The following is an 18,718-nucleotide window of genomic DNA, read 5'->3' on the forward strand; positions in this document are numbered from 1 at the left end:
TCCTAATTAACTTTTAAATTATATTTTTTAAATATAGAGACAGCATTATCCAGTCTTTCTTTAGAAAGTTCTTCTACTCCTTCCAAAGCATATTTCATTCCTAATTCCTTATATTTAAATTCTCCAAGTCTGTGATATGGTAGTAATTCAACTTTTTCTACATTGCTTAAAGCAGATATATACTCAGCCAGTCTATTCAAAAGTTCATCATTATCTGTAATGCCAGGAACAATTACATGTCTTATCCAAGCTTTTTTCCCTTTTTCTTTTAGATATTGAGCAAATTTCAGAGTATTTTCAAGTTCAACTCCTGTAAGTTCTTTATATACTTCTTCATCAATAGCTTTTATATCTAAAAGTACAAGATCTGTATACTCCAATACTTCTTTCACTTTTTCATTAAAAATATACCCAGAGGTATCTATCACTGTATTTATTCCATCTTCTTTACAAAGCTTAAAAAGTTCAAGAACAAAATCAGCTTGAAGAAGAGGTTCTCCCCCTGTTACAGTAAGTCCTCCTTTTTTTCCAAAATATCCTTTATATTTTTTTACTTTCTCAAAAGTTTCTGCAGCTTCTTCTTTTATTTTTTCTTCTGACATATTCCATGTATCAGGATTATGGCAGAATTTACATCTCAATGGACATCCTTGAAGAAAAAGTACAAACCTTATCCCAGGACCATCTACTGTTCCAAAACTCTCATATGAATGTATATTTCCAATCCTGCTCATATCTTCATCTCCTTTAAGAAATATTTGATTATCCCTTCTCTCTTTAACTTCAGTTTTACTTTTTCTTTATTAAAATCTTATTTTTATCCGTTATAATTATCCTTATTTCTTTTGGTATATTATCTCTATATACTTTAAATTTTTATTCTAGTATATCATATATTTAAAGAAAAGACTGATTCAAAATTGAAAATCCCTTCCCAAGTTTGAAACAGTCTCTTTGATTTATTTTATGCTAATTCTTATTACATTCTTCCATTAATTGTTCTCGAAAGTACATCTAACTGTTGTTCTCTTGTCAATCTTATAAAGTTTACTGCGTAACCAGATACTCTTATTGTAAGCTGTGGATATTTTTCAGGATTTTCCATTGCATCTTCTAATAATTCCCTGTCAAATACATTGACATTAAGATGTTGTCCTCCCTCTGGAGTAAAATATCCATCCATCATAGAAACAAGATTATCAACCCTGTCTTCCATAGTCTTTCCTAATGCTCCTGGAGCTATTGCAAATGTATATGATATTCCATCATTTGAATGGTGGAATGGTAATTTTGCAACTGATGCAAGAGAAGCTATTGCTCCTCTAGTATCTCTTCCATTCATTGGATTTGCTCCTGGTGCAAATGGAGTTCCAGCTCTTCTTCCATCAGGAGTATTCCCTGTTTTTTTACCATATACAACATTTGAAGTTATAGTAAGGATAGATTGAGTTGCTCTTGAATGTCTATATGTTTCATGAGTTCTCAAATAATCCATAAATTTCTCAGTAACTTTTACAGCAAGCTCATCTGTAGAATCTTCATTATTTCCATAAGGAACATAATCTCCTTCTCTTTCAAAATCTACAATTAATCCCTCTTCATTTCTTATTGCTTTTACTTTTGTATCTCTAATAGCTGCTAGTGAATCAGCTACTATTGAAAGCCCTGCTATACCAGTAGCTTGAGTTCTTTCAATGTCAAGGTCATGAAGCCCCATTTCAAAAGCTTCATAAGCATATTTATCATGCATATAATGAATTATTTTTAAAGCATTTACATATACTCCTGCAAGCCATTTCATCATTTGCTCAAATTTTTCTATTACTTCTTCAAATTCTAAATATTCTCCAGTTACAGGTGCAAATTTAGGTGCTACTTGAGCTCCTGTTTTTTCGTCTCTTCCTCCATTTAAAGCATATAAAAGAGTTTTTGCAAGGTTTGCTCTAGCTCCAAAAAACTGCATTCCTTTTCCAATTTTCATAGGTGATACACAACATGCTATTCCATAGTCATCTCCAAATTCAGGTCTCATTAAATCATCATTTTCATATTGAATAGAAGATGTATCAATTGAAACTTTTGCACAATATTTTTTCCAGTTTTCTGGTGAGTTCACTGACCAAAGAACTGTCAGATTTGGCTCTGGAGCTGGCCCTAAGTTATATAGAGTATGAAGATATCTGAAAGATGTTTTAGTTACCAGAGTTCTTCCATCTATTCCCTGCCCTCCTATTGCCTCAGTAGTCCATATAGGATCTCCTGAGAATAATGCATCATATTCAGGAGTTCTTAAGAATCTGATTATTCTTAATTTAATTATAAATTGGTCTATAAGTTCCTGAGCTTCTTTTTCAGTTATAAGCTCTGTTTCAAGATCTCTTTGAATATAGATATCAAGGAAAGTTGCAGTTCTTCCCAATGACATAGCAGCTCCATCTTGATCTTTAGTTGCTGCAAGATATCCAAAATATACAAATTGTACAGCTTCTCTTGCATTTTCTGCTGGTCTTGAAACATCAAATCCATAAGATGCACACATTTTTACAAATCTCTTAAGAGCTTGAATCTGTTCATGAGTTTCTTCTCTTCTTCTTATAGTTTCATCATCCATTTCAGGAACTTCTAATATTTTCATTTGATTCTTCTTATCTTCTATTAATCTATCTATTCCATAAAGAGCTATTCTTCTATAATCTCCTATTATTCTTCCTCTTCCATAAGCATCAGGAAGTCCAGTTATAATACCAAATTTTCTTGCTGCTTTCATTTCATCTGTGTAAGCTGAGAAGACTCCTTCATTATGAGTTTTTCTATATTTAGTGAATATTTCTTCTGTCATTGGATCAATTTTATATCCAAAAGCTTCCAAAGAATTTTTTACCATTCTAAGTCCACCTTTTGGATAAATCCCCCTTTTAAGAGGAGCATCAGTTTGAAGTCCAACAATAACTTCAGAATCTTTTTCAATATATCCAGGTCCATAAGCATCAATAGCTTGAGGTTTTTTAGTTTCAACATCATAAATACCTTTTGCTCTTTCTTCTTTAAACATTTCAGTAAGTTTATCCCATACTTTCTTGGTATTTTCAGTGGATTTAACTAAAAAAGAGTCATCTCCTTCATATGGAGTATAATTGCATTGTATAAAATCTCTTACATTAATCTCTTTCTGCCAAAGCTCCCCTTTAAAACCATTCCAATATTTCATTATGATCCCTCCTCATAAAATAAAAACTTAATATTTAAAAACTGAATGATATCAGTTTTACTAACTGTTTAAAATATTTATACATTCCATTGATTTTCTTAATATATTTTTATTTTAACATTCTTTATAAAATAAGTCAACAATTATATTCACTATTTTCAACTTTTTCACCCTAAAAAAATGTATAAAAAAAACCGACAATCTAGGCTTATTTGCCCAGACGGTCGGCATTATCATCGTTATACTTCATGTGGTTAATTCCACGCTCCGTCAGTCATATAACTGATATAATATTAACATTTTAGAATCTTCTTGTCAATATAAATATAGTTTTTAATACAAGTTTTTCTAAAATATTACCTATATAGCTTCAAAATTTCTAACAATAATGTCTCTCACTTTCATATTCAAATTTTTTAATTCTTCCTTAGGAATATCCTCTACAAAAATTGGTTCATCTACTATTAAAGTTATAAGCTGCCCTCTGTTCATTCTAAAAGCTCCTCTTTTTTGAATATTATATGTTCCTTTCAATGTAAGGGGAACTATTATTCCATTAGTTTCAGTTGCCAGTTTAAAGCTTCCTTTTTTAAAACTTAGTATATTTCCATCAATAGTTCTTTCCCCTTCAGGGAAAATAACAGTAGGGTAACCTTTTTTTATAAGTTCTACAGCTTTTTTCATATCTTTTATTCCTTCCCTCGGATTTTCTCTATTGAGAAAAATACAATTACTTTTTTTCATCCATGTTCCAAAAAAAGGCCAAGATTTCATCTCATGTTTTGCTACAAATCCTACATCCATATGCAAAGCTGTAACTATAGCTGGTATATCCAAATTGCTTTGATGATTGCACACAAAAATTATCCCTTTAGTCTTAACCAAAGAATTTATTGCTCTTCTATTTTTATACTTTACTCTTAATTTCACATTTAAGCTTCCTAATACCATTTTTGAAAGCCATTTCAATTTTCTTCTTGAGTATTCTACACCTTTTCTTTCACTTAAAAAATGAATCTTTGGAAGGTAAAATATACTTATAAATATAAACAAAAAGAACCCTGTTGATGAAGCTAAAATCAAACCTAACATTTTATCCTCCAAGTTACTCCAGCTCTGACACTGCTTTTTTTATATCTTGATATTCAAAGCCCTTTCTCATCAAAGAAAGTATCTTTTTTTCTTTTTCTTTATCCCCAAGTTTAATCCATAATTTTTTTATCTCTTCCATTTCATTTTCAGAATTTTCACTTATAATTTCTCTTATTATATCTTGAGAAAGTCCCTTTTGAAAAAGCATGAACCCCATCTTTTTCTTTCCATAATTGTGATTTCTTACATAACTTCTTCCGTATTCATAATCATCTAAATAATTTTTTCCCCTAAATTCTTCTATAATTTCATCTATTATATGCTTTTCTCTATATTTTAGCAATAGTTTAGTTTTCAATTCTTTGACTGAATAGTCCTGTTTTGACAAAAGAAAATATCCCATACTTAAAGCCCTTAATCTAATAAGATATTTGTATTCTTCATCAGTGATATATTCTTTATTTTTTAGATTAAATTCTATTATTGTTGCTTTATTTAAATCGATACAGAACATTTCATCAAAATACACCTTATTTCCCTTTAGACTAAACTTCTTCAAAACTTAATACTCCTTCTTTAGACTCTGATTTTTCAGTTTCTTTATCTTCTTTTTTATCTGGTTTTACAGCCTTTTTTACTTCTTCTTCTATCTTAGCTAAAAGTTCAAGTTCAGTTTCAAGCCTTGCTTTTACATTCTCTTTACCCTGCCCCAATCTAATATCTCCAAAACTAAACCAAGCTCCTGATTTTGCAACTATATCTTTTTCTATAGCCATATCAAGAATTTCCCCTACTCTTGATATTCCTTTTCCATACATTATTTGAAAAGCAGCTTCTTTGAATGGGGGGGCTATTTTATTTTTAGTCACTTTTACTATTGTTTCATTTCCTATTACCTCATCACCTTGTTTTACTGATCCAATTCTTTTTACTTCCATTCTCACTGATGAGTAGAATTTTAAAGCCTTTCCTCCAGTAGTTGTAGTTTGAGGTCCAAATCCAAATCCTCCAATCTTATCTCTGATTTGATTGATAAATACCATTGTAGTTTTTGATTTATTCAATGTTGCAGTAAGTTTTCTTAAAGCTTTTGACATAAGTCTTGCCTGCAATCCCATCTGTTGATCTCCCATTTCTCCATCAATTTCCACTTTTGGTACAAGAGCAGCCACAGAATCCACTACTATAAGATCAACAGCTCCTGATCTCACAAGCATATCTGCAATTTCAAGAGCTTGTTCTCCATAATCTGGCTGAGATATCAGCAATTCATCTACATCCACTCCTAAAGCCTTTGCATATACTGGATCTAAAGCATGTTCTGCATCTATAAATGCTACTACCCCTCCACTTTTTTGTGCTTCTGCAGCTATATGAAGAGCTATTGTTGTTTTTCCTGAACTTTCAGCTCCATATATTTCAACAATTCTTCCTCTTGGAACTCCTCCAAGACCTAATGCAGCATCAAGATTTATACTTCCAGTTGAAATAACCTCTACATTCATTGCCTGATTATCACCAAGCTTCATAATAGATCCTTCACCAAAATCTTTTTTTATCTGTTTCATTGCCAGTTCTAGTGCTTTTTCTTTCTCACTGACTTCACGATTTTTTTCTGTGTTCTTTGCTTTTGCCATCTCTTATTCACCACTTCCTTTATATTTTTACGCTGTTTTCTATTGTGTCAAAAACTTCTTTTCCTGTTATCTGTTTCATACAATCAAAATGTCCCTGAGGACATTCTTTATCCCCATGCAGACTGCAAGGAGAACATTTTATATTTTTATCTATTAATACAGTATTTTCTCCAAAATCAAACATTGCTGGACTTGTAGGTCCAAATATTACAAATGTTTTACATTTTACCCCTCTTGCTATATGAAAAGGTCCTGAATCATTTGCAACGAGAAACAAAGCTTTTGATAAAAGTGCTCCACTTTGTTTAAGTGAAAGCTTTCCAGCCATATTTATTGTATGTCCTTCACTTATTTTATCTATTTCATCACAAAGCTCAATGTCTTCCTTTCCACCAATAAGAACAGTTTTTTTCTTATATTTTTTATAAATTAGATTTGCTAATTCTCCAAATCCTTCTTTTGTCCATTTTTTAGTATTTTTTGAAGCTCCTGGTGCCATTACAGGTAATCCATCATATTCCTTACAAATATCATCTTTTTCAGAAAAAGCAAAACTTATGTCTTCTCCTTTATATTCAAGTCCAAAATCCTTAAATGCACCAAAATAATTCTTTACTATTGTATTATCAACTTTATATTTTATTAATTTCATTTTTACAAGAAGAGTTTTCCACCAACTTCTTTTCTTGTAAGTGAAAATTTTTGCTCCAATATTTTTTGAAATAATTTTTGATCTTATTTTAGAATGAAGATCAAATATATAGTCATATCCATTTTTTTTCAATTCCTTACCAAATTTTTTCATATTATAGAAACCATCATTTTTTTCCTTATTGAATAAAATAACATTATCAATAAAAGGAATTCCTTCTATAGAATCTTTAAATTTATCTAAAACTAAAAAATCTATTACTGCTTCTGGATATTTTTCTTTGAATGCTTTTAATACAGGAGTAGTTAATATAATATCTCCTATTGAACTAAGCCTGATAACCAATATTTTCACTTTTTTCTTCTCCTAATGCTTTTTAATTTTATCTTGAACTTTGAAAGCAGTGTTAAGTAACTCCTCAGCATCTTAGCTCCTTTAAAATAGATACTATTCTTATCAAAATCTATTTTTTGCGGACAGCTCTCTTCAAGATACATAAATTCAAAACTCTTCCCAAAATTTCCATATTTATTTTTTTCTAATTTTGTATCTATAAGATAAACTTTATTGTCTTTTATTAAAAAATTGTTTAAATGAGAATCCCCATGAAGAAAACCTAAATCATGAATTTTTTTCAATTCCTGACTTATTATCTCTATATCCTCAAAACTGCTTTCTCTTCCATCTATATATGAATAAATAAGATATGAATCTACAACAAACACGCCTTTCCTTTTTTCAACAGCAAGGCAAGGAACAGCCCCATTTAATCCTATATCATTTATTTTTTCTATATTTTGAAATTCTCTTCTACTTTCACTTCCTCTAAATATGGAAAGAAACCTTTGCCATTTTCTGCTGTTTTTCTCAACAGGCTGTTTATATACAAGGTTTTCTCCTTCTATACTTATAAGGGCTACATAGCTTCGTTGATCATTTTTAAATATTTTTACAATTTCATATTCATCATTTTCAATTTTTTCATATAAATTTTTATCTTTTTTTTCTTTATAGTATAAAAAAATATTTCCCAGCTTTTCTTTATTCATAAAATCAAACTCTCTCTATTGTTTTCATTATTTCATCTAGTATCATTTTAGGCTTGATATCCAACATACATTTAAAATGTCTTTGAGGACATTTATCTCCTCCATGAAGTGAACAAGGTCTGCAGGTAAGACTTTTTATTTGAAATACCTTACTATTTTCAGACCATGGAAAAAATCCCAGTTCTTTTACTGTAGGGCCAAATATTGCAAGTATTTTTACATTTTTCCATGCTGAGGCTATATGTATAGGAGATGAATCATTCGTTACAACTAATTCTGATCTTTTTATAAGTTCTGCAAGTTCTAAAAGAGTAGTTTTTCCTCTGAAGTCAACTATATTTCCACCAGAAACAATTTTTAAAGCCATTTCATCAGCTCCTCCTATTATTCCTGTTATAATATCTTTTCTATTCATTACTTGTCCAATTACTTCATTAAAATATTCAATAGGCCACTTTTTAGTAAACCATTTGCTCCCAGGAGCTAGAAGAATAAGTTTTTTTCCTTTATATTTTTTCAACATTTCATCAACTTTTTTTATATCCTGTTCATTAGGATATAATTCTATTTCATATCTTTTTTCTTCTTTTCCAGAAACAAAAGATAATAACTTCTCCACTTCATGTTTATTTCTATCATAAGGTATTTTCTCAGTAAAAAGAAAGGAAGCCGCTGCATTTTTATATCCTTTTCTTACAGGTGATCCTGTCATCCATGACAGAATAGAACTTCTGATATATCTATGGGGTGTTATTACCAAATTAAAATTTTCATACTTCAATCTTTTTCCAAGCTGATATATACCTTTCACCCCTTTATGTTTTCCTCTTTTATCATATTCAATTATTTCACTTATATTGGGATTATTCCTCAATATAGAAGCACCTACTGGAGTTGTAACATAAGTTATATCACTATTAGGATATATTTCTTTCAGCTTTTTTATCAATGGAGTAGAAAGGACTATATCTCCTATAAAAGCTGTGTGTATTATTAATATTCTAATTTTTACCACCTTCCTCAAGCTTTAAAGCTCTTTCTAAAGCTAATATAAGCTCAAGTTCCATATTTTTATCATATTTGTCAAAATGAGGGTTATTATAATTTTCTAAAGGATTATTTTGATCTGGTATCAGATAAAATACTTTATCATCTCCAAGTACTCCCCATCTTATTATACTTTGAGTTTTCTTAGCTGGATAAATAGCAACTATTCTTTTCTTTAATGCACCAGCTATATGAGTAGGACCTGTTGAAGCTCCAAGATACACATCTGCTCTATCTATTATTGCTGCTATATTTAAAAGCTCTCCCCCATTAGCATATAAATATATCCCTTTCTCCAGAGAATTTTTTAGAAGCTTTTCTCCTCTTTCTTCTTCAGAAATATGACATGTAACTATTACAGATATATCAGGATTTCTTCTTTTAAAATTCATGATAAGATTACTATATTCTTCATCCTTTATATTCTTAGCAGAGCCTCCAATAAATGGGTTTATTACTAAAGCCTGCCCCTTTATGTCATTCATTTTGAAGAAAAGTTCTGCTGCATTTCTATGCTTTTCTTCATAATATAACTTTGTATTCAATTCATATACTTTTTGATAAAGTTCTTTATCCAGTTTTCTTACAAGGTCTAGGTTATACTTTCCTTCATTTTTTATAGATTTTGATCTTTTTTGCCATACTCCTTTATTATAAGTAAAAATAGATGAAAGTTTAGAAATAGGTCCTATCCTTATTTTAGCTTTACTTGCTCTTGCCAGCTTTGCTACAAAGGAATCGTTATACAAAGCAATAAATACATCTGCCTTAAAATATGCTATTTTTTCTATAAGATCACTTTGAGAATATTCATCTATTTTCATAATTCTATCTATATAAGGAAGATTCTTTACAATTTCGTAGTTATATTTTCTTACTAAAACTACCAATTCTGCATTGGGATACATTTTTTTTATCATAAAAAAACTAGGAATAGACAATATTAGATCTCCTATCTTATCAGTTCTGGAAACGATTATTCTTTTTATATCCATTGTCAGCTCCTTTATCAGTTTTTCTTATTTATATAACTTCCATTTCTATATATTTCTCTAAGTTTGAAATATTTAACCATTGAATACATAGAGCTTGTACTAGCTAGAAGAAATCCCTCTATCCCATCTAAAAATCCAAGTCTTATAATGTACATTCTTATAAATTTATACATTGGATTAAAAACTATCTGACCTATACTAGCTTTTTTTCCTTTTTTATAATATTCTAAAGCTCCTTCAGTTGTATAACGATTAAATTTAGAAAAATAATCTTCTAAAGTTAGATAACTATGATGGTAGATATCTTCTTTTATTTTAAATATTTCTTCTTGTGTTACAAAACTCTCATGAACTGTACTATCATTAAATCTTCCTGCTGTTTTTAAAAAAAGTCTTACAGCATAAGAGGTTCCCCATCCACCATGCTTTATCTGCTTTCCAAAACATATTGATAATCTGTTTATTTCATATACTTTTTTATCTTCATTTCCATTTATTATTTCTACTATTTTCTGTTTCAATCTAGAAGAAAGCTCTTCATCCGCATCCACTGTAAGTATCCATTTTCCATTACAATTTTCTATAGCTGCATTTCTTTGTTTTCCATATCCAAGCCATGGTTGATGAATAAATTTAGCCCTATATTTTTCTGCAATCTTTTTAGTGCTATCAGTAGAGCCACTATCTACTATAACTATTTCATCACAAATATCAGCTAAAGCCTTCAAAGTTCTCTCTAAATTTTTTTCTTCATTGAAAGTCATTACTGCTGCTGATAATTTCATAAAGCTCCTCCCAAAATTTTTATATCAATACACTAATTATATCAAATATCCCCCCTTTTTCAAAGCAAATATCTTTGTTCAAAAAAAGAAAAAAGATGAACCGGCCAAGTCCATCTTCTTCCATAAAAATATTTAGGGTTAGACTACAACATATGAATCTAAAAAGTGGGGTTTAAAAAAATTATTTGGAATATGGTGCCTAGAAATGGATTCGAACCATCGACCGTACGGGTATGAACCGTATGCTCTAGCCAACTGAGCTATCTAGGCATATGATTATTAATAGTACACTATTTTTTGTCCTTTGTCAATATTTTTTTATTTTTTGCTGTAAAAAAGACACATCAGAATAGATGTGTCCATTTTTGGAACTTTTTTATTTAAATTGCTTCAAATTCGTCTTTTTCTGCTGAACACAGAGGGCATACCCAATCTTCTGAAATATCTTCAAAAGCAGTTCCAGGCGCTACTCCATTATCCGGATCTCCATCTACTGGATCATAAATATATCCACATATTTTACATTCATATTTCTTCACTGCATTTCCTCCTGATTTTTTGCTAATTTTATTTAAAGTCAACTTTTTATCTATCTTTCCATAATCCATGAATATTGCAATATTCATATGCTACAACTTTACTTCCTTTTGGTACTTCAAAGAAAGCTTCTGGTTCATCCCCAGGTTTCAGATATTTTCTATAAAGTTTATCACTATCTACTATAATTTCAATAAATTCTATGTAATGAGCTTCAAGCATAGGGTGTTTTGTATCTTTTCCAATTTTTACAAGGTATCCATTTTCTTTTTCCTCTATATAAGGAACATGTTTCTCAGTTGAAGCATCTTGAGTTTTAGCTTCCAGTTTCTCCATCATATCATTACCAGATGCGGAACATCCTTTTCCTTCAGAAACTACTTCAAATACCATATCACAATCTTTGCATTTAAAAAATTCATTTTTTGCCATATATAACACCTCCATAATAATTTCATGCTAATTTAATTATTCAAGCAGTTTTTACAAATTCCTTTAAAATAAAGATGATGTTCTTTAATTTCACATGCATCCAATTCCTTAGAGCTCAATAATTCTTGATTTACATCTAGATCATATATTTTTCCACACTGCTCACATTTAAAATGACCATGTATAGCCATATCTATATCATATCTAGTTTCATTTTCTTCAATTACTATAACATTGGCTATTTCTTTTTCGATAAAAAGATTTAATGTATTATATACAGTTGTTTTTGATAATGTTGGTATTTCAGTACATAGAGCTTTATATATCATATCTACTGTTGGATGGTTCCTCTCTTCATATAAATATTGAAAAACCTTCATTCTTTGATATGATGGTTTTATTGAATGGCATTTCAAATATTCACCAATGTTCTCTATTTCTATTCCCATTATTCTCCCCTCCTTAACCAATCTAAGTCAAAATTGTAATCATTATATATTTAATGATATACCGATTTTCTAATTATGTCAAGTTAGTTTTCAAATCATTAATGTTTTTTTGCATAAGAAACCTATGAATTCCTTTACCATATTCATTTTCTTGATATTCAACTATATCATATCCTAAGTGTTTATACATTCCTATAGCTATTTTATTTTCTGGATCTACAGTAAGTGAAATAGTTTCATATCCTTTTTCTTTAAGATATTTTTCACTCTCATTCATTATTTTTTTTCCATTTCCCATATGTCTGAATTCTTTTAGAGTACATATTCCATAAAGAAATACTTCCTTTTTATCAAAGCACTGTATATACTCAACTATTGATATTATTTTACCATCTTTTTCTAAAACAAATACCTTTCCATATCTAAGAAGAGCTTTCAATATCCAAAGATCTACTCCTCCCTTTCCTCCAAAAGCTTCTTCTTCTAATTCAACAATTTCACTTATAAGGGGTAAATCTGCCCTATTTAATTCTTTTAAAATCATTTTCTTCTCCTAATATTATAATCAATAATTAACTTCTGAAAGATAAAGCCCATAAGGTTCTGCAACTTTTTTTATAAAACTCTTATTTGGATTTTCCAGCATATCTTTTAGATAATTCTCATCATTATTCTCAAAGTATACATTTAATGCTGTTCCCATCATTATTCTTATTTGAGATTTTAAAAAGGAATTCCCTTTTATATCTACAATCAACTTATTTTCTTTTTCTTCTATTGCTATATTATATATCTCTCGTATTGATGTTTTACTTCCACAATCACTAAGTCTGAAATTATTAAAATCATTGATTCCTATCAAAGGTTCTAATATTTTAAAAAACTTATCTTTATGTATTTTTTCATGAACTAATGTTACATATCTGCTTTCAAAAGGATTTTTTATCCAACTCATTATATATTTATATGCCCTACTTTTTGCCATAAACCTAGAATTGAACTCTGCATTTATTTCTTCTACCTCAAATATTTCTATATCTAAAGGAAGTCCTTTATTAAGAGCATATTTAAGTTTATCTGGTGGTATAGAGGAACTTGTAAAGAAATTAGAAACTTGTTCCAAAGCATGAACTCCTCTGTCTGTCCTCCCAGCAGATATCAAATTCACTTTTTCTCTTAAAACTATTTCCAAAAGTTTTTCTATTTCCCCCTGTACAGTCCTCTTTCCAGGCTGTCTCTGAAATCCATAAAACATACTTCCATCAAATCTGTATCTGATTTTTATATTTTTCATTGTCTTCTCCATAGTTCTATTTCAAAAAATGTAAAAAAAGAGACTCTCTTAGAATCTCTTATCAACAAAATGGTGCGAAGAGAGAGACTTGAACTCTCACGTCTGGGACACTAGATCCTAAGTCTAGCGCGTCTGCCAATTCCGCCATCCTCGCACGATGGTGCGTCATACAAGATTTGAACTTGTGGCAACACGATTAAAAGTCGTGTGCTCTACCAGCTGAGCTAATGACGCATATTAAATTTTAATGGGGTGATCGACGAGGCTTGAACTCGCGACAACCAGTGCCACAAACTGGCGCTCTACCAACTGAACTACGATCACCATATTTAAATTAGAAATCTGTAATCTTGGATAGTGGCGTATCTGAAGGGATTCGAACCCCTGACCCACGCCTTAGAAGGGCGTTGCTCTATCCAGCTGAGCTACAGATACACTCAGTAATCTCAAAGTGGAGCGGGAAACGAGGGTCGAACTCGCGACATTCAGCTTGGAAGGCTGACGCTCTACCAACTGAGCTATTCCCGCATAGATGGTCGGAATAGCAAGATTCGAACTTGCGGCCCTCTGCTCCCAAGGCAGATGCGCTACCGGACTGCGCTATATTCCGAGACCTTTCTTTCAAGACAAGAATGATTATATCATTTATACAAAAACATGTCAATACTTTTTTTCAAAATAATTTTAAAAAAAAAATTAATTATTTCAAAGAATTGTAGCACTTTTATAAAACTTAATAAATTTGAGATTGTGTTTTATAAAAATTAATAATATAATATCAATATATAAAGGAATTTATTTTTATTCTTCGAATATTACATTAACAACAAAAAAAAATTTTAATTTAAGGTATTTTAAATCAAAAAATTATTTTTTACTATACAAAGGAGGATTTTAATTATGAATACAAAAAAAGTTATGTCTAGTTTTTTACTAGCTTTAATGATCACTGGATGTACTTCTTCACCTTTTCTAGACGATACTGGTTCTGTAAATAGTAAAACTAAAGGAACTGCTGGAGGTGCAGCAGCAGGAGCTTTAGTAGGACAACTTATAGGAAAAGATACAAAAGGAACTCTTATTGGTGCTGGAGTAGGTGCCCTTGCTGGATTAGGATGGGGAGCTTATAGAGATCGTCAAGAGCAGGAACTTAGAGAACGTTTAAAAAATACTGAAGTACAAGTCAGCCAAAATGGAGATAATCTAAACTTAAATCTTCCAGGTGGAGTTACTTTTGCTACTGACAGTTCTAATATAGTTTCAAGTTTCTATGGACCATTAAATTCTATAGCAACTGTACTTATTCAATATCCAGAAACTAGAATCATAGTTAATGGTTATACTGATAATGTAGGAAGTGCAAGCTACAATGTAACTTTATCAGAAAAAAGAGCTGCTAGTGTTAGAAATTACCTTATTCAACAAGGTGTTTCTGCTAGAAGAATATCTTATGTAGGATATGGAATGGAAAATCCTAGAGCTACTAACAATACTGCTGCTGGAAGAGCTGAAAACAGAAGAGTGGAACTAGAAATTTTACCTATGAATTAATTTTAAAAAATTGTAATTTAAATATGGTTAACAAAACAGCTATTAAAAATTTTTAGTGGCTGTTTTTTATTATAAAAATTTTCTGTTTTTAACGTTTATTTTTTATTTTATATTTTTTTGAAAATATTTTTTTATTTTTCTTGACACAGATATTTGATAGTGATATGATGTAAAAATAAAAGTTTAAGGGGGATATTTTTTATGATCAATACAAGAAAAATAGGAATTATAGGTGCTGGGCATGTAGGAAGTCATTGTGCTTTTTCCATGATACTGCAAGGTATTTGTGATGATATAACTTTTGTAGATGTTAATGAAGAAAAAGCTGTAGCTCAAGCTCTAGACTGTATGGATACACTTGCTTTTCTTCCACATAAAGCCATTGTAAAAAGTGGTACGATAAAAGATTTAGCTGATAAAGATATTATAATAATATGTGTAGGCACTATTGATAATATTTCAAAAGATCGTCTTTTTGAACTTGATCATTCTTTAAAAATAATAAAATCATTTGTTCCTGAAATAATAAAAACAGGTTTTAATGGTCATTTTATAGTTATAACAAATCCTGTTGATATAATAACATATTATGTACAACAACTTTCAGGATTGCCATACAATCAAGTAATAGGAACTGGTACTGGTCTTGATTCTGCAAGACTTCGCAGAATATTAAGTGTTGAAACTGGAATAGATGCTCGCTCTATTCAAGCATACATGCTTGGAGAACATGGAGATTCTCAAGTAGCTGCATTTTCATCTGCTTTTATAAATGGAAAATCTCTTTTTGATCTTATAGCAGAAAAACCAGAAAAATTTTTTAATATAGATTTTGAAGCAATTGAAAAGAAAACAGCAGAAACTGGCTGGGATATTCTTTGTGGTAAAAATAGTACTGAGTTTGGAATTGCTTGTGTATGTTCTGAAATAGTCAGGGCTATTTTCCATGATGAGAAAAAAATCATCCCTTGTAGTGCTTTTCTTCAAGGAGAGTATGATACTTCTAATATATATGCTGGAGTTCCAGCTGTAATTGGAAAGGATGGTATAGAATATATAATAGAGCTTCCATTAAATGAATCAGAAAAGAAAAAGCTTTCTAATACTTTTGATATCATTAAGCATCATATAGAAAGAGGAAAAAGAGCAATAGAAGATTAATAAATATTTCTAGATACAAAATAAATGGTATAATTTAAATTATGCCATTTATTTTTCAAATTCTGCCCTATATTTTTTCAAAAAATTTTCTCCATCTATAAATCCTTGGCGATATGCTACAAGAAGTTTCTCTTTATTTTTTTCAAATCTATCTATTACAAGTGGCTTTTCTGGTGCTATTACCCATGCTTTTCCTTCTTTTTCCAATCTTGCTACTTCTTTTTGATTCTCTCTATATACTATATGGTGTCTTTTCAATAGTTCCATCATTGCTGGATATTTTCTCATCATTAAAGAACATAAAGTCTGAAATCTTATGGCAGGTTTTATAAATTTTCTATGGCGTGTAAGCACAACAATAAGCTTATCACACCCATCTTTCAGAGCCTCATTTACTGGTATAGGACTTGATGTTCCTCCATCAAGATATTTTTTTCCTTTATAATCTACAACAGGAGCTACAAGAGGTATAGAAGCTGAAGCTTTGAGCACAGTACTCCCATCTTTTAAAGAATTTTTTCTATAAAACTCAGCCTTGCCTGTTTCTGCATTCGTTACTCCAACCTTAAAATCACAGGGATTTGCAAAAAAAGCATCATAATCAAAAGGATCTATAGTTTTAGGAAGCTCATCATATAAAAAATCCATTCCAAAAAGTGAACCTTTTGTCAACAAATTATAAAAACTTAAATATCTTTTATCATTAATATATTCAGTATTTGTACGAAGAGCTCTTCCCTTTTGTTTTGATATATATGATACTCCATTTGAAGCTCCTGCTGATACACCAATTAGATAATCTGGCATAAAATTATGTTTGCTAAAGGCATCCAGCACCCCAACTGTATATACCCCCCTCATTCCACCACCTTCTAATACTAATCCTGTCTTCATAATATCCCACCTTCATATAAATATTTATAACTTATTTTACTTTATTTTTTAAAAATTTCCTATAAGAAAATATTGATAATTCTATTTTGGTTAAAAAATATTATATTTTATTCTAAATAAAAAAGATCAGGTTCAATATAAAAAATCTGATCTTTCTATTTTAATATTAATTTTTTAACTAAAACAAACCATTTAACAATTTTTCCATTTCATTTCGCAAATCTGTTCTATCTCCATTCCAATGATTTACAATTATAGCAAAAGCATATTTCTTTCCATCTTTCTTTAAATATCCTGCATATGACTGAACTCCACTCATACTTCCACTTTTAATTCTTGCATTTCCACTTAGAGGCGTCTCTTTAAGAAATTTTGCCACTGTTCCATCTTGGCCTGCTATTGGAAATAATTCTTCAAACTTAAATTCCCTTTTTCCATTCATATAAACGAGAATATCAGTCAACAACTTGGCTGAAAGTGTATCTCCACGTGAAAGTCCGCTTCCATCTTTCATAGTCAGAGAATCAACATCTAAGCCCTTTTCTTTCCAAAATTCTACAACATTTACTCTCTCTACTTTTTCCAAAAGCTGAAATAAATGCTCTGCATAGTGATTATCACTTCTAGTAAGCAATACCCTTATAATCTCTGAAATAGAAACTGATTCAGTTACAGCAAGTACTACTGCATTCTTAGGTCTTTTTGCTGTTAGTCTGGCAGTAGTTACTTTCCCATTAAATTTTATTCCATTCTTCTTCATATAATCAGAAAAATATTGTCCTAAAAAAAGTCCTGGATCAGGTATATCACTTTTAATGATAATCTCTGCTCTGTTTGCTGGTACTACTCCATAAAATCCTCTTTTATTTTCAAAAGGAACCCCTCTTACATAGATATCTCTTTTACCATTTGGTGAAACAACAGCATGATTATCAAAAATTAACTTTTTCATTTGAGGTTTAGTCCCAGTAATTTTAGGAGTGGTTCCAGGTGCTCCTGAACTTAAATATAGAGTATATAGATTATCAAAAATACTAATCCCATAAGTTCCAGGAGCATAATCAGTACCCATATCTTCCCAAAGCCATTTTCCTGGTATTCCTTCATGACCAAAAAGATCATCTAAAACTATAATATCTCCATTTACAGAATTTATTCCAGCTTTCTTCATTTCTTTTACCCAATCTGCCAGAAAGGCTTCTGGTGCTGCTGCAATCCCATCAGAACCAAGAGTAGGATCTCCTCCTCCTTGAATATATAAATCTCCTTTTAAAATTCCATTTTTATCAATCTTTCCTTCAAACATAAGTTTTGTTTCTAAAGTTTTATTCCCACCCATAACTTCAAGAGCAGCTCCTGAAGTTACTATTTTCATAACTGAAGCAGGAACCAACGCATTTTTTCCTCTATGGTCAGCTATTACTTCACCAGTTTTTAAATCAACAACATGAAAACTTAAATCTCCATGTTCTATAATTTCAGCCTCAACAAATTCTTTTACAATCTTTGGTTGACTAGATAATTCCCCAGATGATACTGGTAATTTAGTACAACTGCTTAGAAAAATACCTAAAAGTGCAATCCATAAACAAATCTTTTTTTTCATAAAACACCTCTTCTTTAAAATATTTACACTTCTTTATATACCCTACTCTCTTATAAAATACAAATATTTCTTTTCTATACATTCAATACTATACTCATATATCGTTATTAAAAAATTTATATTATATATAGTAAAGAAGATATAATAACCTATTGTGAAAACTACTATATATTTAATAGAATAACTTGATATTTTAAAATAATATTTTTCTAAAAAATATTTATCACTTCTATAAAAAAAGCTGAGTAACATTTAAAAAAAATGTTTCACTCAGCTCTCTTTTTTGTATAATATAGTTACCACCCTAATTATACAAAGGAGACATACAT

At 30.2% G+C, this 18,718-nt stretch carries 19 protein-coding genes, 7 tRNA genes and 1 riboswitch; of the genes, 2 read left to right on the forward strand and 24 right to left on the reverse strand.

What is annotated here, in order from left to right:
• Window positions 1-2: 2 nt before the first annotated feature.
• The 22 genes from pflA to E6771_RS11485 all read right to left on the reverse strand — a co-directional run bounded on the left by pflA (window position 3) and on the right by E6771_RS11485 (window position 13,787).
• A complete protein-coding gene (gene pflA / locus E6771_RS11380; protein ID WP_316091446.1) occupies window positions 3-734 on the reverse strand; it encodes a pyruvate formate-lyase-activating protein in 732 nt (243 codons plus the stop codon).
• 245 nt (window positions 735-979) lie between these two features.
• On the reverse strand, window positions 980-3,208 hold the full coding sequence (gene pflB / locus E6771_RS11385) for a formate C-acetyltransferase (RefSeq protein ID WP_316091447.1): 2,229 nt from the start codon (window positions 3,206-3,208) through the stop codon (window positions 980-982).
• Window positions 3,209-3,415: 207 nt separating this feature from the next.
• Window positions 3,416-3,496: riboswitch (ZMP/ZTP riboswitch) on the reverse strand.
• 72 nt (window positions 3,497-3,568) lie between these two features.
• Window positions 3,569-4,300, reverse strand: coding sequence for a lysophospholipid acyltransferase family protein (locus tag E6771_RS11390; protein WP_316091448.1), 732 nt, complete (start codon window positions 4,298-4,300; stop codon window positions 3,569-3,571).
• A gap of 13 nt (window positions 4,301-4,313) precedes the next feature.
• The gene (locus E6771_RS11395) at window positions 4,314-4,859 is read right to left on the reverse strand and encodes a regulatory protein RecX (RefSeq protein ID WP_316091450.1); all 546 of its coding nucleotides are present in this window, start codon (window positions 4,857-4,859) and stop codon (window positions 4,314-4,316) included.
• Window positions 4,846-5,937 (reverse strand): recombinase RecA, encoded by a 1,092-nt coding sequence (gene recA / locus E6771_RS11400; protein ID WP_316091451.1) that lies wholly within the window; start codon window positions 5,935-5,937, stop codon window positions 4,846-4,848. The genes E6771_RS11395 and recA overlap by 14 nt, the downstream gene beginning before the upstream one ends.
• A 19-nt stretch (window positions 5,938-5,956) precedes the next feature.
• Entirely contained in the window at window positions 5,957-6,943 is a 987-nt protein-coding gene (locus tag E6771_RS11405; protein WP_316091452.1) for a glycosyltransferase family 9 protein, read from the reverse strand.
• Complete coding sequence (locus tag E6771_RS11410) at window positions 6,940-7,638, reverse strand: lipopolysaccharide core heptose(II) kinase RfaY (RefSeq protein ID WP_316091453.1); 699 nt, start codon at window positions 7,636-7,638, stop codon at window positions 6,940-6,942. Before E6771_RS11410 ends, E6771_RS11405 begins: the two co-directional genes overlap by 4 nt.
• 4 nt (window positions 7,639-7,642) lie before the next feature.
• The gene (locus E6771_RS11415; RefSeq protein ID WP_316091464.1) at window positions 7,643-8,644 is read right to left on the reverse strand and encodes a glycosyltransferase family 9 protein; all 1,002 of its coding nucleotides are present in this window, start codon (window positions 8,642-8,644) and stop codon (window positions 7,643-7,645) included.
• Window positions 8,640-9,680, reverse strand: a complete 1,041-nt coding sequence (locus E6771_RS11420) for a glycosyltransferase family 9 protein (RefSeq protein WP_316091454.1) — start codon at window positions 9,678-9,680, stop codon at window positions 8,640-8,642. The genes E6771_RS11415 and E6771_RS11420 overlap by 5 nt, the downstream gene beginning before the upstream one ends.
• A gap of 14 nt (window positions 9,681-9,694) precedes the next feature.
• Entirely contained in the window at window positions 9,695-10,465 is a 771-nt protein-coding gene (locus E6771_RS11425; protein WP_316091455.1) for a glycosyltransferase family 2 protein, read from the reverse strand.
• 193 nt (window positions 10,466-10,658) lie between these two features.
• Window positions 10,659-10,735, reverse strand: a tRNA-Met gene (locus tag E6771_RS11430).
• Window positions 10,736-10,845: 110 nt separating this feature from the next.
• Window positions 10,846-11,004 (reverse strand): rubredoxin, encoded by a 159-nt coding sequence (gene rd, locus E6771_RS11435; protein WP_005951983.1) that lies wholly within the window; start codon window positions 11,002-11,004, stop codon window positions 10,846-10,848.
• Between the two features lie 46 nt (window positions 11,005-11,050).
• Window positions 11,051-11,434 (reverse strand): desulfoferrodoxin family protein, encoded by a 384-nt coding sequence (locus E6771_RS11440; protein ID WP_316091456.1) that lies wholly within the window; start codon window positions 11,432-11,434, stop codon window positions 11,051-11,053.
• A 32-nt stretch (window positions 11,435-11,466) separates the two neighbouring features.
• A complete protein-coding gene (locus E6771_RS11445) occupies window positions 11,467-11,883 on the reverse strand; it encodes a transcriptional repressor (protein WP_316091457.1) in 417 nt (138 codons plus the stop codon).
• A 73-nt stretch (window positions 11,884-11,956) separates the two neighbouring features.
• Window positions 11,957-12,427 carry an N-acetyltransferase gene (locus E6771_RS11450; protein WP_316091458.1) on the reverse strand — a complete coding sequence of 157 codons (471 nt, stop codon included), beginning with the start codon at window positions 12,425-12,427 and terminating at the stop codon, window positions 11,957-11,959.
• Window positions 12,428-12,448: 21 nt separating this feature from the next.
• Complete coding sequence (gene truA, locus E6771_RS11455) at window positions 12,449-13,177, reverse strand: tRNA pseudouridine(38-40) synthase TruA (protein ID WP_316091459.1); 729 nt, start codon at window positions 13,175-13,177, stop codon at window positions 12,449-12,451.
• A gap of 70 nt (window positions 13,178-13,247) precedes the next feature.
• Window positions 13,248-13,331 (reverse strand) — tRNA-Leu (locus tag E6771_RS11460).
• A 4-nt stretch (window positions 13,332-13,335) separates the two neighbouring features.
• Window positions 13,336-13,411: transfer RNA gene (locus E6771_RS11465), tRNA-Lys, on the reverse strand.
• Window positions 13,412-13,425: 14 nt separating this feature from the next.
• Window positions 13,426-13,501 (reverse strand) — tRNA-His (locus tag E6771_RS11470).
• Window positions 13,502-13,535: 34 nt separating this feature from the next.
• Window positions 13,536-13,612 (reverse strand) — tRNA-Arg (locus E6771_RS11475).
• 17 nt (window positions 13,613-13,629) lie between these two features.
• Window positions 13,630-13,705: transfer RNA gene (locus E6771_RS11480), tRNA-Gly, on the reverse strand.
• 5 nt (window positions 13,706-13,710) lie between these two features.
• A tRNA-Pro gene (locus E6771_RS11485) sits at window positions 13,711-13,787 on the reverse strand.
• A 290-nt stretch (window positions 13,788-14,077) separates the two neighbouring features.
• Here E6771_RS11485 and E6771_RS11490 point away from each other — a divergent pair.
• Together E6771_RS11490 and E6771_RS11495 are read left to right on the forward strand one after the other, a co-directional pair.
• A complete protein-coding gene (locus tag E6771_RS11490; protein ID WP_316091460.1) occupies window positions 14,078-14,728 on the forward strand; it encodes an OmpA family protein in 651 nt (216 codons plus the stop codon).
• Window positions 14,729-14,929: 201 nt separating this feature from the next.
• Window positions 14,930-15,889 (forward strand): L-lactate dehydrogenase, encoded by a 960-nt coding sequence (locus tag E6771_RS11495; protein ID WP_316091461.1) that lies wholly within the window; start codon window positions 14,930-14,932, stop codon window positions 15,887-15,889.
• A gap of 48 nt (window positions 15,890-15,937) precedes the next feature.
• On the opposite strand, the gene E6771_RS11500 is transcribed toward E6771_RS11495, so the two are convergent.
• A complete protein-coding gene (locus tag E6771_RS11500; RefSeq protein WP_316091462.1) occupies window positions 15,938-16,783 on the reverse strand; it encodes a patatin family protein in 846 nt (281 codons plus the stop codon).
• A 178-nt stretch (window positions 16,784-16,961) separates the two neighbouring features.
• Window positions 16,962-18,389 carry a D-alanyl-D-alanine carboxypeptidase/D-alanyl-D-alanine-endopeptidase gene (dacB, locus tag E6771_RS11505; protein ID WP_316091463.1) on the reverse strand — a complete coding sequence of 476 codons (1,428 nt, stop codon included), beginning with the start codon at window positions 18,387-18,389 and terminating at the stop codon, window positions 16,962-16,964.
• Window positions 18,390-18,718: the final 329 nt, after the last annotated feature.

This window comes from Fusobacterium sp. (assembly GCF_032477075.1).
Lineage (GTDB): Bacteria > Fusobacteriota > Fusobacteriia > Fusobacteriales > Fusobacteriaceae > Fusobacterium_A.

Excerpts from the sequence above, each read along its gene's own strand:
- pflA (WP_316091446.1), bottom strand. The coding sequence starts at position 734 with ATGAGCAGGATTGGAAATATACATTCATATGAGAGTTTTGGAACAGTA.
- pflB (WP_316091447.1), bottom strand. The coding sequence starts at position 3,208 with ATGAAATATTGGAATGGTTTTAAAGGGGAGCTTTGGCAGAAAGAGATT.
- E6771_RS11390 (WP_316091448.1), bottom strand. The coding sequence starts at position 4,300 with ATGTTAGGTTTGATTTTAGCTTCATCAACAGGGTTCTTTTTGTTTATA.
- recA (WP_316091451.1), bottom strand. The coding sequence starts at position 5,937 with ATGGCAAAAGCAAAGAACACAGAAAAAAATCGTGAAGTCAGTGAGAAA.
- E6771_RS11410 (WP_316091453.1), bottom strand. The coding sequence starts at position 7,638 with ATGAATAAAGAAAAGCTGGGAAATATTTTTTTATACTATAAAGAAAAA.
- E6771_RS11420 (WP_316091454.1), bottom strand. The coding sequence starts at position 9,680 with ATGGATATAAAAAGAATAATCGTTTCCAGAACTGATAAGATAGGAGAT.
- E6771_RS11425 (WP_316091455.1), bottom strand. The coding sequence starts at position 10,465 with ATGAAATTATCAGCAGCAGTAATGACTTTCAATGAAGAAAAAAATTTA.
- E6771_RS11440 (WP_316091456.1), bottom strand. The coding sequence starts at position 11,434 with ATGGCAAAAAATGAATTTTTTAAATGCAAAGATTGTGATATGGTATTT.
- E6771_RS11445 (WP_316091457.1), bottom strand. The coding sequence starts at position 11,883 with ATGGGAATAGAAATAGAGAACATTGGTGAATATTTGAAATGCCATTCA.
- E6771_RS11450 (WP_316091458.1), bottom strand. The coding sequence starts at position 12,427 with ATGATTTTAAAAGAATTAAATAGGGCAGATTTACCCCTTATAAGTGAA.
- truA (WP_316091459.1), bottom strand. The coding sequence starts at position 13,177 with ATGAAAAATATAAAAATCAGATACAGATTTGATGGAAGTATGTTTTAT.
- E6771_RS11490 (WP_316091460.1), top strand. The coding sequence starts at position 14,078 with ATGAATACAAAAAAAGTTATGTCTAGTTTTTTACTAGCTTTAATGATC.
- E6771_RS11495 (WP_316091461.1), top strand. The coding sequence starts at position 14,930 with ATGATCAATACAAGAAAAATAGGAATTATAGGTGCTGGGCATGTAGGA.
- E6771_RS11500 (WP_316091462.1), bottom strand. The coding sequence starts at position 16,783 with ATGAAGACAGGATTAGTATTAGAAGGTGGTGGAATGAGGGGGGTATAT.
- dacB (WP_316091463.1), bottom strand. The coding sequence starts at position 18,389 with ATGAAAAAAAAGATTTGTTTATGGATTGCACTTTTAGGTATTTTTCTA.